Source organism: Rhodococcus sp. MSC1_016 (assembly GCF_023667485.2).
Classification (GTDB): Bacteria; Actinomycetota; Actinomycetes; order Mycobacteriales; family Mycobacteriaceae; genus Rhodococcus_F; species Rhodococcus_F oxybenzonivorans.
In genome coordinates this window covers 52,681-69,413 of the sequence record NZ_JAMOZI020000002.1, presented here as the reverse complement: position 1 = coordinate 69,413, position 16,733 = coordinate 52,681, and the positions used below count along the sequence as shown (strand labels likewise).

The 16,733-nt window shown below is 61.5% G+C and carries 11 protein-coding genes; 6 read left to right on the top strand and 5 right to left on the bottom strand.

Annotated elements, in window-relative coordinates; genetic code table 11:
* Positions 1-147: 147 nt before the first annotated feature.
* From L1080_RS32685 to L1080_RS32675, 3 genes are all read right to left on the bottom strand, one after another.
* Positions 148-762: an HD domain-containing protein gene (locus tag L1080_RS32685; RefSeq protein ID WP_374435539.1), complete on the bottom strand. Its 615-nt coding sequence runs from the start codon at positions 760-762 to the stop codon at positions 148-150.
* 109 nt (positions 763-871) lie between these two features.
* The gene (locus L1080_RS32680; RefSeq protein WP_250776479.1) at positions 872-1,435 is read right to left on the bottom strand and encodes a TetR/AcrR family transcriptional regulator; all 564 of its coding nucleotides are present in this window, start codon (positions 1,433-1,435) and stop codon (positions 872-874) included.
* 384 nt (positions 1,436-1,819) lie between these two features.
* Positions 1,820-2,341, bottom strand: coding sequence for a CGNR zinc finger domain-containing protein (locus L1080_RS32675; RefSeq protein WP_250776478.1), 522 nt, complete (start codon positions 2,339-2,341; stop codon positions 1,820-1,822).
* A 48-nt stretch (positions 2,342-2,389) separates the two neighbouring features.
* Here L1080_RS32675 and L1080_RS32670 point away from each other — a divergent pair, with 48 nt between their 5' ends.
* Both L1080_RS32670 and L1080_RS32665 read left to right on the top strand, forming a co-directional pair.
* Positions 2,390-3,310 (top strand): AEC family transporter, encoded by a 921-nt coding sequence (locus L1080_RS32670; RefSeq protein WP_250776477.1) that lies wholly within the window; start codon positions 2,390-2,392, stop codon positions 3,308-3,310.
* Positions 3,311-3,876: 566 nt separating this feature from the next.
* Complete coding sequence (locus tag L1080_RS32665; protein ID WP_250776476.1) at positions 3,877-7,161, top strand: protein kinase domain-containing protein; 3,285 nt, start codon at positions 3,877-3,879, stop codon at positions 7,159-7,161.
* Positions 7,162-7,463: 302 nt separating this feature from the next.
* Here the strand turns inward: L1080_RS32665 and L1080_RS32660 are convergent, their stop codons facing one another.
* Positions 7,464-8,117 carry a TetR/AcrR family transcriptional regulator gene (locus L1080_RS32660; RefSeq protein ID WP_250776475.1) on the bottom strand — a complete coding sequence of 218 codons (654 nt, stop codon included), beginning with the start codon at positions 8,115-8,117 and terminating at the stop codon, positions 7,464-7,466.
* Between the two features lie 152 nt (positions 8,118-8,269).
* On the opposite strand from L1080_RS32660, the gene mhpA reads away from it, so the two are divergent.
* From mhpA to L1080_RS32640, 4 genes are all read left to right on the top strand, one after another.
* Positions 8,270-9,898, top strand: coding sequence for a bifunctional 3-(3-hydroxy-phenyl)propionate/3-hydroxycinnamic acid hydroxylase MhpA (gene mhpA, locus L1080_RS32655; RefSeq protein WP_250776474.1), 1,629 nt, complete (start codon positions 8,270-8,272; stop codon positions 9,896-9,898).
* Positions 9,899-9,912: 14 nt separating this feature from the next.
* On the top strand, positions 9,913-10,977 hold the full coding sequence (locus L1080_RS32650) for a maleylacetate reductase (protein ID WP_250776473.1): 1,065 nt from the start codon (positions 9,913-9,915) through the stop codon (positions 10,975-10,977).
* Between the two features lie 14 nt (positions 10,978-10,991).
* Positions 10,992-11,897: a dioxygenase family protein gene (locus L1080_RS32645; RefSeq protein ID WP_250776472.1), complete on the top strand. Its 906-nt coding sequence runs from the start codon at positions 10,992-10,994 to the stop codon at positions 11,895-11,897.
* Between the two features lie 882 nt (positions 11,898-12,779).
* Entirely contained in the window at positions 12,780-13,838 is a 1,059-nt protein-coding gene (locus tag L1080_RS32640) for a GNAT family N-acetyltransferase (protein ID WP_250776471.1), read from the top strand.
* Positions 13,839-14,703: 865 nt separating this feature from the next.
* Here L1080_RS32640 and L1080_RS32635 read toward each other — a convergent pair.
* Entirely contained in the window at positions 14,704-16,731 is a 2,028-nt protein-coding gene (locus L1080_RS32635) for an amidase (protein WP_250776470.1), read from the bottom strand.
* Between the last annotated feature and the right edge of the window lie 2 nt (positions 16,732-16,733).

The window sequence follows — 16,733 nt, the reverse complement described above, 5'->3', positions numbered from 1 at the left end:
GGTGTTCGTCACCGGCTTTCGCCAGTTCAACCGGACGCTGTCAGAAGATTGAGTGGGTAAGTGTGCCCGGTTGACCCAACTTGAAGTCGTCGGGTGTGTCCGTTGACACGGTGGGTGCCGTAACGGTTACGGTGCCCACCTCGGGCATCACCTCGGCCGCTCAGATTGGGGTTCTCGTCGGTCTAATGGGTTGAGAGCGATCGGGATACGCATGCCGATCTTCCAGAGCGTTGCGGCGGCGGATCTGGGGCGCACTCGACTTTCATACCTCATGAGTGCGCCGAACTCGCGTGGGAATTGGTCGCGGGGATATTCTTGAAGGACATCGCGAACGAATGAAGGATCAATGTCGCTCATTCGCAAGCCAGCGACATCCAAGTGCGCTGCGGCGTGGAGTGCAGTCGCCTCTGACCCTAATGCCTTCGGGGTTCGGGAATCCATATGGCGTGCAATCGCTGCGGCCACAATGTCAGCGATTGATCCCATCGCGTGATCGAGTAAGAAGCTTCTTGCGGTCACGGCCCCCAATCGTGCAAAGCAACCAATGTGATCATCGGGCGCCGCGCCGAGCGCAATGTCATGCAGTGCACAAGCGGCGAAAAGTGCTTCTGGGTCGGGGGTCAATTTGTCATAGTGCGAGAGTGCGCTCGCCCACTGCCAGCAGCGCAAGCTATGCGCGAGAATGGTGGGGCTCAGCGTGGCGCGTGCTTCAGATAGGGCAGCGGCTGCTAGAGGTGTATCGGGGATCTTAAATATTGGCATCGCTGGCTTGTGGTTATGTACTGGCTTTCGCCGAGTTGCAAAGTGGCGACCTTGATTGATGGCTGCGTGAAGACTGATCCGGCGTCTCTCAGCAGTAGTAAGCTCGCCTTCAAGCATTTTCGAGATCCTCCAGTCGGCGGGCGCTGTCAGCGCGGGCGAGTTCGATGAGTGTGTCTGCGGTCGCTTGTGTGATCGAACCGCGGTGGCGGAGACTGAGGATGCCGTTAATGGTTGCCCACGCTAATAGCACCAGCAGCTTGGCTTCCTCAGTAGGTGCCTCGATTCCAGCGGCAAGTTCGTCGGTAAGCTCGAGCAACGTAGAGTCGATGTGTTCGCGTGCCCGGATTATGAGTTCAGTTTCCTGGTCGTCGACGTCCGTTAGCGCGAGCAGTCGAAATGCCAATGGCCGGACACTGTGGAATTCGACGTAGGCGTCAAACGCATTCAGTAGCGTCGATTTTGGAGATTGCGCTGTGGTGGCCGCGCGCATCACTGACACATGGTCGTTCGCCGTGCGGCAGGCAAGGGCTGCGTATACGTCAGCCTTGCCGCCGGGAAAGTTCGCATAGATCGAGCTGAGCGCGACGTCGGCCTCCTTGGCGAGCGCGTCAACTGTAGTGGCTCGGTATCCATCAAGCGTGAATAGTCGCTCAGCGGAGTTGAGAACCGACATATGAGTGCGCCGCCGTCGACGGTCAGTAGGAGGGGCTATGCTCATAAGCAAACCGTAGTTCTACTAGGAATTCATAGTCAAGTTCCGATTGCGACTTTTGTTCTGGTGATGCCCACCCGGAGGTGGTTGATGACGCACCCGACCTGTTCGTCCGGCGCTGCGGCATGGTCCTCGTTCGCACTGACCAACACGAGCAAAGCGCCCGCCGCCGACCTCGACGCGCATTTGGGGCCGGCAGTCCGGACCGTTCCTTCACCGCGGCCTCCGCTCGGAGCCGACGGCGGCCGTGGTCTGCTGCGTCGGCGCTTTTGATCGCGATACCGGTCACGTGTCGGGTTGAGAGCTCAGCTCTGATGGCGGCGGTCAGGTTGTTGCCGACTTCGGTCAAGATTTCTGCTTCGAAGTTCGCGACTGTGCGCGGTGGCGTCGAACGGCGTCGAGATTTCCGCATCTCGTGGAGCAGTAGCGCCGTGTGCCGTTTCGGCTCGTGTCGACGAAGACCATCGTGCATCTGTCGAGTGCGCATTGGCCTAGCCGTCGGCCTTCGGATTCGATCGTGAAGATGGCCAGACTGCCCGCGGTAACCGCGCGGACGCGGCTGGCGACGGTGTCTTGATCGGCAGCGAAGTGCACGTGGGGCCGGAGCCCGTCGTGCATCGTCAGATAGGCCGGTCCGGCTCCCTCCGTGAGCACCGCGTTGATCGCATCACATCGTGCCTGCGCACTGTCTGCAATGAACACTGGGGCCAGCCGCTCCGCCCATCGACGCAATTCGGCGACCACGCGATCGGTCACCTGGGGCCACCGAATGTCGTGCTTATGCAGCAGCTCCTCGACTTCTTCCCGTGACCACCCCGCTCCGGTGTCAAGATTGACCAGATCTGCGGCCAGCCGAACCCCGGTCATGTTGTCATGGTTGAACTGCACTGACCCATTGCACCATGGTGTGCAGATGTGTCAGCAGTCAGCACCGCCATCGTTCCGATTGTCCTGCTTCTCGTCCTCGGTCTCGCCCTTCGGCGTCATGTGTTGACCGACTCAACGTTCTGGCGCGGACTCGAGTCCCTGACCTACTTCGTGTTCACGCCGGCACTGTTTGTGCATTCTCTCGCTGACGTCGACCTGGCCGACATGCCGGTTCTGCCGACCGCAGCCGCGGTGATCGTTCCGGTCGTTGTCATGGCCGGCATCCTTATTGCGTGTCGGCGCCTGCTACGCCTCGACGGCCCAGCGCTGACGTCGATGATCCAGGGAAGCACGCGCCTCAACACCTATATCGGTTTGAGTCTGGCCTTCGCCCTTCACGGCCAGGGCGGGGTGGCGACATTCGCGCTCGCCGCTGCGGTGATGGTGCCGGCGGTCAACATTGTGAGTATCACCGCGCTATCGTTTTTCGGCACCCAGGGCGGCCAGACGACCGGCGTCCACCTCGTACGAGCGTTGTGCACCAACCCCCTGGTTCTTGGATGTATCGCCGGCTTGCTGGTCAATCAGTCGGATGTAAGGCTTCCCGTCTTCGCCGCGTCGGTGATCTCAATGCTGGCGGAACCAGCATTGATCTGTGGAACCTTGGTTGCCGGCGCATCCATGGTGGTTGGTCTGCGACGCACAGACGTCCCTCACATCGCACTCGCGTCAATCCTCAAGCTCGGTGTTCTCCCGCTCGCGGCGGTCGGCATCGCGGCGGCGCTCGGCGTCCGGGGCGTCGCGCTCGACAGCGTGATCATCATCTGCGCGGTACCCACCGCCCCGTCGGCGTACATCCTCGCCGCACGGATGGGTGGAAATACCCAACTGATGAGTTCGATTACTGCCGTGCAGACGCTTGTGGCGGTTGTATCTTTGCCTCTCGTCTTGACGGCCCTCGGGAGCTGACCGATGCCGTTTCAGGAAGGGAGCGCGCAATCCGGGAATTCGGTGTGGTCCGTCCGCGCAGAGTCGCGCTACTCGCATCGTGATCATCTTCGGACTATTAGTCAAGATCCCTTGATCGATCCGCCGCCGTCGTGACCGCCGACGCTCACCGAGTGCCGTCGCCGGCTCGTAGGAATCGATCAGTTAGTTTCCTGTCCGAAGAATCCGGGGGTAGCAATTCCGGCGCCGATACGGCCCGAACATCGCTGTTGTAGCGTCGGCCCACGGAGAGTGGTCCGCACCGATAACGCCGATCAGATGCTGGCGCGCCGGCGCAGCCGTCGAGTGAATCCGCAGCTTCGCAGGCAAACAGTGCCGCATTCACGCACCGCGCCCGGATTTACCGAATTCCCGATAACAGCGCACCCCTGTCGCACGCGGATCGACCTCTATCACGAAGCACGATCGTGCCCTCATATTTACGTCAAGCGGTAGCCTGGCATCAGGTCGATAGGGTACGCGCATCGGTGTTGCCCACACCAGCTGTCTGTGCTCGAGAGTGACGAGTCCGAAACGGGAGATCTCCGATGGCTGAGGAGGATGGCCGACGAGCGGCGCCCGACGTGACGGCGAGGCTCGCTCAGGAATTGTCGGCGGCAGGATTCGATGATCCTCAGGTTGTCGGGTCCGGCGGTTTTGGGGCAGTTTTCCGGTGTGTCCAGCCATCCCTTGGGCGAGCGGTGGCCGTCAAAGTACTCACGGTCGGAATGGACGAGGAGAATGTGGCTCGATTCCTCCGCGAACAGCAGGCAATGGGATCGCTAACAGGTGCACCGAATATCGTCAACATATTCGATGTTGGGACCACGAGCGGAGGCCGTCCCTTCATCGTGATGCAGTACTACCCGAGGGGTTCTCTCGATGCACGAATTCGGCAAAACGGACCGCTTTCTGCCAGCGAGACCATTCGGATTGGCGTGCGAATTGCCGACGCCCTGGGGGAGATCCATCGCAATCGCATTCTCCATCGCGACGTCAAGCCCTCTAACATCTTGTTCACCGACCGCGATGAGCCGGCACTCGCAGATTTTGGGATTGCGTATATTGCAGGAGGATTCGAGACCGAAACTGGCGTTATTTCCGGTTCGCCAGTTTACACAGCCTCCGAAGTCTTACGCGGTGATTCCCCAAGCATCGCCTCTGACGTTTACGGTCTCGGTGCGACGTTGTTCTCTGCGGTCACAGGACATGCAGCTTTCGAGCGCCGTAACGATGAAGGTGTTGTCGCGCAATTTATCCGGATTGCAAGGGAACCAATACCTGATGTCGGCATACCCATCCCGCTGCGGCTAGTGATTGAGCGAGCGATGGCTTACGACCCGCGGGATCGACCCACCACGGCAGACCTGGGTCGGTCTTTGCAGCAGCTCGAAGCCCGCCCCACCGCTTCAGTTGATACCGCTGCGATTGATTCAACCCTGCGGGCCGTTCGTATCGGCGACACATGGAACAGCGTACGCCCCAGAGATATTCGTGACGAGTCCGCGTCAAACGGACCCGCCGAGTACATAGTGCACCGTCCGGTGCTTCCGCTGGAACTCACGAGCCTCGTGAATCGTAGAACTGAGCTTTCTGAAGCGAAGAAGCTGCTGAAGACCGCTCGGTTACTGACATTGACGGGGGTTGGAGGTGTGGGTAAGACGCGGTTGGCCCTACGGCTTGCTGCTGATCTGAGAAATTCATTTGCGGACGGTGTGTGGCTTGTCGACCTATCCGAGCTAGCGGAAGGGGCGCTTCTCGTAAACGTCGTGGTGAACGCGGTAGGGTTGCGTGAATCGTCTCAGCTCCCTCTGGAGGAGGCACTCGTTGATTTCGCGCGGTCTCGAAACATGCTGCTGGTATTCGATAATTGTGAGCACGTAGTCGATGCTGTCGCGTATCTGGCTCAAGTACTTCTTCGATCATGTGGTGGTGTGCGGATCGTAGCCACCAGCCGTGAGTCTCTTGGAGTAAGCGGGGAGAGGGCCGTTCGCGTTCACCCGCTCGCGATTCCTGATGCGACTCCTACACCCTCGGTCGAGGGCGCTAGCAGCTATGATTCCGTGACACTGTTCATCGAGCGCGCGCGGTCGATAGTCTCGGACTTTGAGATCGACGAGGAAAACATCCATGCAGTCGTTGGGATCTGTCGGAATCTCGATGGACTTCCGCTATCGATTGAGATGGCGGCGTCGAGGCTGCGTGTGATGTCCGCAGATCAAATTGGGCAGAACCTGGGAAACCGATACAAGCTGCTCCGATTTGGGAATAGATCGGCGCCCACACGCCAGCAATCCCTTAGGCTGTGCATCGATTGGAGTTACAATCTTTGCTCGCCAAAAGAGCGAAAGGCATGGGCGCAACTCTCAGTCTTTGCCGGAAGCTTCGAAATCGATGCTGCTGAAGGTCTATGCGAACGAGACGCGGCACCGGAGTACGTGGCGGACGTGCTCACTTCGCTAGTCGACAAGTCGATTCTGACCAGGGAAGAGGTCGATTCGAAGGTACGGTTCCGAATGCTCGATTCTCTTCGTGAGTACGGGCGCGAGCGGGCAATGCATGCTGGTGAGTACGAGAATCTCACCGACCAGCACGGACATTGGTACAAGAACCTGGCGCTCGATGCGGAAGCGGAATGGATTAGCTCGGAACAGTTGCGGTGGATAGCCCGCCTCAAATGCGAGCAGTCGAATCTACGTGAAGCAATCAATTATTTCATCAGAGTCGCGAATGTAGATGCAGCACTCGAGATGGCTGCCGCGCTCTTTCCTTTCTGGCTCGCGCAGGGCCAACTCACTGAAGGTCGTCGCTGGCTCGACCGATCACTGTCACTTCGACCGAACGAAGGAACCGAGCAGCGGATGAAGGCGCTCTTCGCGAGCGTAGTCCTCGCTGGTATCCAGGGCGACAGTGTCGCCGGGGCCGCGCGGGTCGAGGAAACTGCTGCATTGGTGGCGGGCTCGTCCGATCAGGTGGTTGATGCGCGACTCGCTGTTGCAGAAGGGGGCCTAGCGCTGTGGTCAGGCGACCATCACCTGGCGCGCTCGAGACTCGAGCATGCCCTGACGACACTAGGTACTCGGGAAGAATTCATGCTACGTATCCCGGCGCTGATGCTGCTCGGGGTGGCGCTCGCAATAGAGGGCGACCACGGTGCGGCAGCTACTTGCCACAAAGGTGTTCTGGAGATAACCGAACCACGAGGTGAATCCGTGTATCGGTCTTACTCGTTGTGGGCGACGGGTATCGATGCAATTCGCCAAGGACTCTATGGCGATGCACGTGAAAGACTGGAACAAGCTCTGGTATTGGCCAGTCGAGCTGATGATCTTGTCGCTGTCGCTGAGACCCTAGAGTCGCTGGCATGGACTGCAAGTCACGAGGGTGATGCCACCAGGTCCGCTGTCCTCATGGGTGCTGCCGATATCCTTGGATCCTCCGTAGACACTTCATCGGTCATATATCCGGAATTGACTATCCACCATCATGAATCCGAAAGATCATGTCGCAGCGTGCTCGGTGACAAGGCCTTTGAAGAGGCGTACTCGAACGGTCGGCGTCTTGGTATTGAGGGTGCCGTGGCCTATGCGCTCAGAGTACGCCCAAAGGCTGCGCCAAAGCGTGACGACACATCTCTGACCAAACGGGAGCTGCAGGTCGCCGGGCTGGTGGCGGAAGGTCTTACGAACAGGGCCATTGCGGCGAGGCTTGTCATATCTCAGCGAACAGCATCAGGTCATGTGGAGCATATTCTGTCCAAGTTGGGATTCACATCGCGAACGCAGATCGCCGCCTGGATTGCCGACCAGCGCAATCGTGAAAGGTCATCCTAACAGTGCGGAGAGTTCGGCCACCCGCCTGAGGTTCTAGGATCCGCCGCTGACCACGCCCTTCGCGGAGCGGAATGCCTCGATCGCCGAGAATGGCAGGCTGCCGGCGAATCGACAGTCAAATGCGCTTCCGGCCATGAATCTGGGTCAGACCTGTCGATTGTTGTCAGTCGATCCGATCCAAACGGCGCTACGGCAACGGGAGCCCTAGCGGCGGTGCTATCCGGTTCGCGCTGGTCAAGGCTTCCCAGTCGGTGTCTGCTGGTTATCAGGGCACGAAGATCCTACGGAATGTTACGGAGCGGTCAGAGGTCGGGGAGTCTTGGTAGTGGGCGGGAAGCAACGTCTCGGGACTCGTCGGGAATGACGCCCACCATGCACAGCATTGCCTGGGCGAAGATTTCGTCGGCACCGTCCTGTGTCCGCGTTGATACGACGTGATGAAGGGTCGACAGCAGGGCGCCGAACACACACGACGTGGCGATGTCCACGTCGGGAATCGTGAATCGTCCGCTGTCCACACCCTTGCGTAGGTCGCGGGCGGCTCGGGGGCCGAGAATGTCGATGAGCTTGGGGTGGGCAACACCGAGTCGCACCACGAACCATCCCCACAGGGGATCGCTGATCGCGTGGCGCACGAGGTGACGCAGCGACGAGGAAAATACCTCCGCGGCGTCGGGCATGTCGGCGGTCATTAAATCCATTCTGGCGCCCAGTGATTCGATCGATTCCTCGGCCACGGCCTCGACGATCTCGTCACGGGAGTGGAAGTAGTTGTAGAACGTTCCGGCCCCCAGGTCGGCGGCTTCGGTGATGTCCGACAGGCCCACCGCGTCGACGCCGCGTTCGGCTACCAGGTTGCGGGCAGCGTCGATGAGCCGTGCGCGGGTCTTCTCGCGTCGGCGCTGGTGGCGCGACGCCTGAGCAGGCGTTGCGGAGCTGTTCGTCGTTGCAGGCACGTTGCAAACGCTACGCGATTGCCGCACGAGCGTGGACCGTGACGGGTTCATCGATGAGCGTGCAGCCAATAATGAGGCATTGCTCAATATTGAAGGCTATGTCACTATTGGACCATTTCTATGACCCAGCTCACTCGTGAAGAGGAAGTGCAATGACGGACACTCAGGCGGCTCAGTACGACCTCGTGGACAGCGTCGATGTGGCAGTGGTGGGATGCGGCCCCGTCGGAACGCTGCTGGCGGTACTGCTCGGTCAGCGCGGTCACCGTGTCACGGTCGTCGACAAATGGCCGGCGCCCTACGAACAGCCCCGCGCAGTCACCTACGATCACGAAATCGCTCGAATCCTCGCGATTTTGGGCATCGACTCGGACAACGACCCGGCGATCGAGTACCACGACGATCTCTACTACTGGCGCAACGCGAAAGGGGAAAACCTCCTCGAGGTCGACTGGAAGTCCATCGCGGCATCGGGGTGGCGCACGCGGTACTGGTTCTCCCAACCCGAACTCGAAAAGCGGCTGCGCGCCGTCGCCGCGAGCTTGCCGAGCGTGACGATCCGGCGCGGGTGGCTGGCGACCGACCTCGTGCAAAACGACGACGAGATCGTGCTGACCGGGCAGGTCACCGGAGCGAACGGCGTCTCGGCCACCGAGGTGATCCGTGCAAAGTATGTCGTCGGCGCCGACGGGGCCAACAGCTTTGTCCGGACGGCGCTGGGCCTGGACTTCGCCGACCACGGGTTCTTCTTCGACTGGCTGATCCTAGACATGATCATGCCGGACATTTCGCGCCTTGACCTCGGGCCGAAGCACTGGCAACTGTGCGACCCGGCCCGGCCGACCACGATCGTCCCGGGCGGCCCGGGCCGTCGCCGCTGGGAGTACATGGTGCTGCCCGGCGAGAACCCCGTGGAACTCGCCTCCGAGCAGTCCGCATGGCGCCTGCTCGAGCCGTGGGGCGTTACCCCGGCAAACGCCGAACTCGAGCGTTCGGCGGTCTACCGATTCCAGGCGCGGTGGGCGGAGAACTGGCGCAACGGCCGCGGCCTGATCGCTGGCGACGCCGCACATCTGATGCCGCCGTTCGCGGGAGAGGGCATGTGCGCGGGCCTTCGGGATGCGGTGGCTCTGGCATGGCGCTTGGACCTCGTGCTGTCCGGCAAGTCCGGCGACGACGTACTCGAATCGTACGGGACCGAACGCAAGGGGCACGTCCATCACTACATCGACTTCTCGATGCGCCTGGGCAAGATCATTTGTATAGCCGACGCCGACGAAGCGGCCGCCCGAGATGAGCAGATGATCGCCGAACTCGCCGCCTCCGACGGCACCCCGGTCGACACCGACATCGCCTCGCTCGGTCCGGGCCTGTGGCATTCCGGCACTGCGCATGCCGGGGAACTGTCCGTCCAAGGCGTCGTGGAGGCGGATGGTCGACGGGGCCGATTCGACGACGTCGCGGGCCGCGGCTGGACCGTGATCGGCCGCGGTGCATCCCCAGCCGACGTGCTCACCGACGAGCAGAGCCGACTGTGGGAGGGCCTGGACGGACGCAGTGTCCGGATCGGGACGGCAGGTGAGGACTGCGACGTGATCGATGTGGACGGCACCTACGCGAGGTGGCTCGATGAGATCGGCGCCGACTTCGTGATCCTGCGCCCCGACTTTTACGTCGCGGCCACCGCCCCAAATCCGGCGGCATTGCGGGCCTCGCTTGACACGATTCTCGACGGTCTGCACCTCACCATGTCCGATCGTGCACCGGTCACGACCCGATGAAGAGAGCTATTCCCATGAATCTGTCTTTCGATCACCTCACCCTCGGGCAGCGAGTGCTGTTCGAATCCGGCCGTGCCGCCGACCATCTCGCGGCGGAAGTGGTGCGGCACGGTGCGCGGCGGGTCATGGTCATCGCATCGCGATCCGAATCTGCGGTCGCGGAGCAGGTCACACAACGCATCGACGTGACGCTGTTCCACGACGACGTCGCCCCGCACGTCCCGATCGCCAACGCCGACGCCGCCCGGGCGGTCGCGACGGACAACGCCATCGACCTGCTCGTGTGCATCGGTGGCGGATCGACCACCGGCCTGGCCAAAGCCGTCGCCCTGACTACCGGACTCCCGATCGTCGCGGTACCCACCACCTACGCCGGATCCGAGGCCACCAACGTGTGGGGGCTTACCGAGGCCGCCCGCAAGACAACCGGCGTGGACGACAGGGTCCTGCCCGTCACCGTGATCTACGACGCGCATCTGACGCTGTCGTTGCCGGTGGAGCTGTCTGTCGCATCCGGTCTCAACGGCATGGCGCACTGTATCGACTCGATGTGGGCGCCGCGCACCGACCCGATCAACCGCGCCCTCGCCGCCGAGGGCATCCAGGCCCTCGCCACCGGATTACCCGCGGTACAGCACGATCCGCAGGAGCTGGCCGGCAGGGAGCGGGCCCTGTACGGCGCGTACCTATCCGCGGTCGCATTCGCCTCCGCCGGATCGGGTCTGCACCATAAGATTTGCCACATCCTCGGTGGCGCCTACGACCTGCCGCACGCCCACACCCATGCCACCGTCCTGCCGTACGTGCTTGCCTTTAACGCGCCCGCTGCCCCGGAGGCGGAACGTCGCATCGCCGCGGCCTTCGGCGCCGGCACCGCGGTCGACGGCCTGAACGCGCTGCGGGCGAGCCTCGACGCGCCGCGAGCCCTGAAGGATTACGGCCTCGACGAGACGCAGATTCCCGAGGCCGTGGAGTTGATCCTGCCCATCGTCCCCGACTCGAATCCCCGCCCGGTGACCGCCAACGACCTGGAAACACTCCTGCGCGCCGCCCACGCCGGCGACACCTCCAGCCTGTGAAAGGAACACAAACCATGACTACCCACACCGCCGAACCGATCGGCCCGGAGCAGCAGGCGCTCGAGGAAGACCTCGTTGCCGCGGTCGTCGCGTCGTTCGACGCCACCACCGATCCGCGACTGAAGAAGGTGATGCAGTCGCTGACCCGGCACCTGCACGCGTTCATCCGCGACGTGCGGCTGACGGAGGCGGAATGGAACACCGCCATCGAGTTCCTGACCGCAGTCGGGCGCATCACTGACGAACGCCGCCAGGAGTTCGTGTTGCTTTCCGACGTGCTCGGCGCCTCGATGCAGACCATCGCCGTCAACAACCGAGCCCACAAGGGCGCTACCGACGCCACCGTATTCGGCCCGTTCTTCGTCGACAACGCCCCTGAGATCCCGCTCGGCGGCGACATCGCCGGCGGCGCATCCGGTCAACCGTGCTGGGTCGAGGGCATTGTCACCGACACCGACGGCAAACCGGTGGCCGGCGCCCGCATCGAGGTGTGGGAGTGCGACGAGGACGGCTTCTACGACGTCCAGTACGACGACGACCGGATGGCGGCCCGGGCGCACCTGTTCAGCGACGAGGACGGCGCCTACCGGTTCTGGGGTCTGACGCCGGTGCCGTACCCGATCCCTCACGACGGACCGGTCGGGAAGATGCTCGAAGCTACCGGGCGTTCCCCGGTCCGTGCGTCGCACCTGCATTTCATGGTCACCGCTGAGAACCTGCGCACCCTCGTCACCCACATCTTCGTCGACGGTGACCCGCAGATCGAGGTCGGCGACTCCGTCTTCGGCGTCAAGGACTCCCTCATCAAGGAATTCGCACAGCAGGCGCCCGGAACACCGACCCCGGACGGCCGCGAACTCGGAGGCCGCACCTGGGCGCGGGTGCGTTTCGATATCACCCTCGCACCCGCTGGCGTCTGACACCACGCAGGTGGCCGATCGAGTGGCCCGATAGCAGGCGTGACCTGTCCGTCGCCTACGCCCCCTGCGTCGCGAAGTTCAGTCGCGCCATACAGGTCGATTCCTCCGACCACGACATCCACCGTGGGCCTCGCGGCAGGTCACCGTTGTCAGCGATGGGACCGCATGCTTGGTTGGGTATCGGTGCTGCTTTGTAGCCCGTTGGATCAGCGAGTGGCCCCACAATGGCAAAGGCAGTAATGCAGCCGGTTTCAACGCCCTCTGTGGGGAGGGACCGACGCGTCGGTGGCCCCACCGGCGTGCTAGCCAACGTCGGTCCGGTCGATCGGTATCGAGCGAAGACTTCGCCTGTCACGTTTTCCACCAGAGCTTTCCCGTCACGACTCGCCACGGTGCAGATGAAGGAGTGTCGTCGATGTAGTCGGCGGTCGCGGACTCTATGGCGATCTGTGCGTTCGGTGCTGTCTTCCGCCATTCGAATGGTGTATCACCAACCGGATACGCTGCCTGTGAATGTAATACGTGTTCCGTGGGTCCAAGCTCCGCCGGAGCGCCGCGCGACCTCTGCCACATCAGTGGCAGAAAGCGCGTAAGGGCGCCGGGATTCCGCAGAACAAATTGGCCATACTCACGAACATGTTCGGGCCACACGCGTCGGACTCGCGTGGGTTGCGCTGAGGACATACGGTGCGAGACGCGGTTCCCGGTGGCCTACTCGATCAACCCCGTCGCTCGCATCCACGCCGAACATAATCCGTCGTCAAATACGAAGGGCAGGAACAGTTGCCGACCCATTGGCAATAGAATGGAATGTCACGTTAGCAACATCACTTTGTTGCGAAATCGTTGGAATCGGCACGTGGAATTCTATAGGGTCGCTATATGGAAACGAACACCCCCGGACGTGACCAGCTTCCACTGAACGTGCGGGTCGAAGCGCCCGATATTGTCGAAATCCCCACTATCGGAGACGATCTGATTTGGAGGCCGTCGACGAAAGCGGATGTTCCAACCTTACTACAGCTCAAGCGGGCATCTGCGGTGATTGACAGTCCACGCTCTGTGGTGATGCTCGATGAGCTAGAGGAAGAGTTCGACAGCGACGACTTTGACCCCGCGAAGGACTCGGTTATCGCGATCGACCAAGCGGGCGATGCTGTCGCCTACGCATCGTCAACGCTCCTGAACGGCCAGGAATCAATCGTATGGGTCACACTGGACTGTGCAGTTCATCCCGACCGTCGAAGGGAAGGGATCGGCACTGAACTACTTCGTTGGCAAGAACAACGAGGTTTGCAGCATCTAGCCAGTTCAGACAAAGCGCTCCCCGGCTGGTTGGGTGCTGATGCGGAAGAGAAAGATACCGCTACCGTTGACTTGTTTCACCGGAGCGGATACCAGTCACTGCGATGGTGGGCAGAACTTGACCGCGATCTAGCTGACCCGATGCCCCCTGTGGCACTAGATTCGAAGATTCGGATCGTGCCGTACGGAGTTGAGTGGTCAGAGTCAACTCGCATGGCTTTCAACGAGTCTTTTCAGGATCATTGGGGCACTCAACCGGTCAATCGCAAGGAATGGGAGTCCAACGATCGGTTGAGTTCTTCCCGCGCAGATCTCTCTTTTGTAGCTCTAGCTCCGAACGAGGATGGCGATGAGCGTGTGGTTGCTTTCGTAACCAGTTCGGTCAACGAAGAGGAGTGGAAACCTCACGGCTATTCCTTTGGATACTTGAACGCCGTTGGTGTTGTACGGGACTGGCGTGGTCGCGGCCTCGCTCCAGCCGTCATCGCGCACACGCTTCATGCATATCGGACGGCGGGACTTGAGCGGGCGGTTCTCGATGTGGACACGGATAGCCCCACTGGTGCATTCAAATTGTATGAATCTCTGGGGTTTACGATAGTCGATCGTTCCGTGAGTCTCATCAAACAATTTTGACTCGTGCGGTGTTGTCTGGAAGTTTTCGACTGTCAGCGTTCTCCAGCGGTTTTCGTCCAGACGAAAGGCTGCGCTCACGAAGTCCGCTCATTGACGAAGGACCGGATCTTAATCGTGAGTGCGGACTCCGCGGTAGATTTCAAAGGTTCGATGATCTCGAACCATACTTCGACGAGGTTCATCTACGACGACATTCGTCGCGTACGGTGCGGTGGGTCCATGTGATCCAGCTCGGCGGCATCGCGTAGATGCCTCAGGGCGGGAAACTGATTTTCACCACCGGTATCGACCTCCGGACACCGAAGAAGAACTGCGTGGGTACGTCGCGGATCGGGCAATCGCCGGGGCGAGTGGTCTGATCATCGAGCTCGTTTGACGTTTCATTGCACAGTCGACCAGCCTGATACATGCCTGCACGCGCCAGCAGCTCCGACTGATCGTGCCCACACTCACACGCAGCCTCTCTGGATAAGTTCGTCGCGGTCTGGTCGACGGACTCGCATGCCGAACCAGACGGTGACGCACCTGCTGTCGTGGATGAAGCACCCATGGCGCATGCTTCCTGCCAGTCGACTATGCAGGCCGAGACCATGGTTGTAGGTGGTGGTGACACCGGGCCGGTGACACGGCCCTAGCGTGGCCGTTCCGGCTCAAGTCAGAGTCGGAAACAAAGCCCCGCCGCGAGGCGTTCGGCGCCCGCGTCATGTAACGGTTCAAGCGAATAGTGGGACGTGGGATCCGCTTCAGACGCTGAAGAGGCGTGTTCCGTGGGGAGCCGACAACCGGGCGACGACCACGATTGGTGCGAGCAGGGCGAGACTGGCTTCGACGGCCCCGCCTTCCATGCTGATATTCCCCAGTTAGTTCACAATCCCGCGACGATCGTATATGAACCCGAGACCGCACCGACGCTGTCGCGGGCGACTGCCATCACTAATGAACCGTAGGGCGCTCGCCACGGGCTGTGGGGTTCGGAATGGAGCCGTGAAGATACCGTGCACGTTCCGTGGAATCCGTCGCGAACACGGCGGACGGCCACCGGTTGTCCGTCGACGAACAGATCAATCTGGACGACTGTGTGGTCGGACTGGGCGGTACCCGTGATGGAGATCCGGACGTCACCATCGTGATCGACGGGAGATACCTGCGCACTCAGGGTCACCGATATCGACGACGACGGCCGAGTCGGCAGGGGTGATGGTGTGTAAGGGAACAGATCGGTGGGCAGAGGCGGCGTATACGGCGGTCTCTTGCGTCTCTGACGCGCGGACTCGAACGCGTAGCCGTAGCTCAATAGATCGTTGTCGCTGTAGGCTTTTCCGGCGAACGTCAGCCCGACGGGCATATCCGTGTCGTTCATGACCCCCATGGGGACTGTGACGGTCGGAATGCCGAGGTGGCGAATCGCCAGGTTGCCGTTCGAGTACCGGACGCCATTGCGCCAGGCGATGTCGTTGGAGCTGAGGTTGTAGTCGGCGTCGTACGGTGCCACATCCGCATTGGTGGGGAACACGACGGCGTCGAGGCCCTGCTCGTCGAGCCATACTTCGAGATCGAGCCGCCGCGCCTGCTCCAGACCCCTGAGTCCCTCGGCCAAACACGGAATATCCTCGAGCGTGATCGCGCCCTTCCGTGCGATTTCGACCAGGACCGCCATCCCTGGGTCGTCCTCGTATCGATCCGGAGCGGAGCCGGGCGGATGCGGAAAGATCTTGTTACCGTCGACATCTGCCAGGGACGAAAGGTGTGGATCGGCGTTGGCGGCGAGGAAATCGTTCCAGGTGTGGACGATCAGGTCGTACATTTCCGAATGCAGGAACTCTTCGGGCACCAAGCCGCGGTCGACCATGCTGAGTGCACCGGGCCGGTCTCGTTCGTAGTTGGATACGACCGGGAAGTCAACTTCGGTGACGGTCGCGCCCAGGGCGGTCAGGTCCTCGGCTGCCTTCTCCCACAACGCGATGATCGAGGCGCGAGTCGTGATCGGTTCCGCGGCATTTGGGTCCTTGTTGATATACATCCTCGGGACACCGAGCCGTTTGCCTCGCAGCGCGCCGGAGTCGAGGAGATTCAGGTAGTCGGCGGGACGGATATCGGAGGAATTCGGAAGGGTGATATGAGGCTGCGCTCGCCAGAAGTCGCCGCGTGAATCGTCGTCGTCCGCGACGATGATATTGAGAAGCGCCGCCATATCCTGCATGGACCGTGTATGGGGGACGACGACGTCCATCGTCGCGAACAATGGCCAGTTGCCGCGCATGGAAATGACTCCGCGCGAGGGTGTGTACGCGACAAGCCCGTTGTGTGATGCCGGTGCGCGGCCGGACGACCAGGTTTCCTCACCCAGCCCGAACGCGGCGAAGCTCGCCGCTGTGGAGACGCCGGAGCCGTTCGACGAGCCGGAGCCGAAGGCCGAGGGCAGAAAATTCCGGTTGTAGGGGCTTTCGGCGCGTCCGTAGATTCCGCGCTGCATGCCGCCAGCGGCCATTGGAGGCATATTCGTCAGGCCGATGAGGACAGCACCGGCCTTGCGTAACTGGCTGATGGTGAACGCGTCGTCGCTCGCGACGAGGTGTTCGAACGCGGGTGAACCGCTGGCTACGGTCATTCCCGCGAACTTGTAGCTGTTCTTGGCTGTGTAGGGAATGCCGTCGAGTGGGCCCAGGGTGGTGCCGGTTCGCCGACGCTCGTCGGCGGATCGGGCCTCGGCGAAGACGTTGGGGTTCAGGACCGGGACGGAGTTAAGCGACAGTCCGTGACGATCGTAGAAACCGATCCGGTTCAGGCAGGCCGCGACGAGGTCGACACTCGTAGCGGTGCCCGTTTCCAGGGCGTGACGGAAGTCGGCGATGCTCGCCTCGACAAGCTGAAATGAGTCAAGGGCGGTGCGCATGG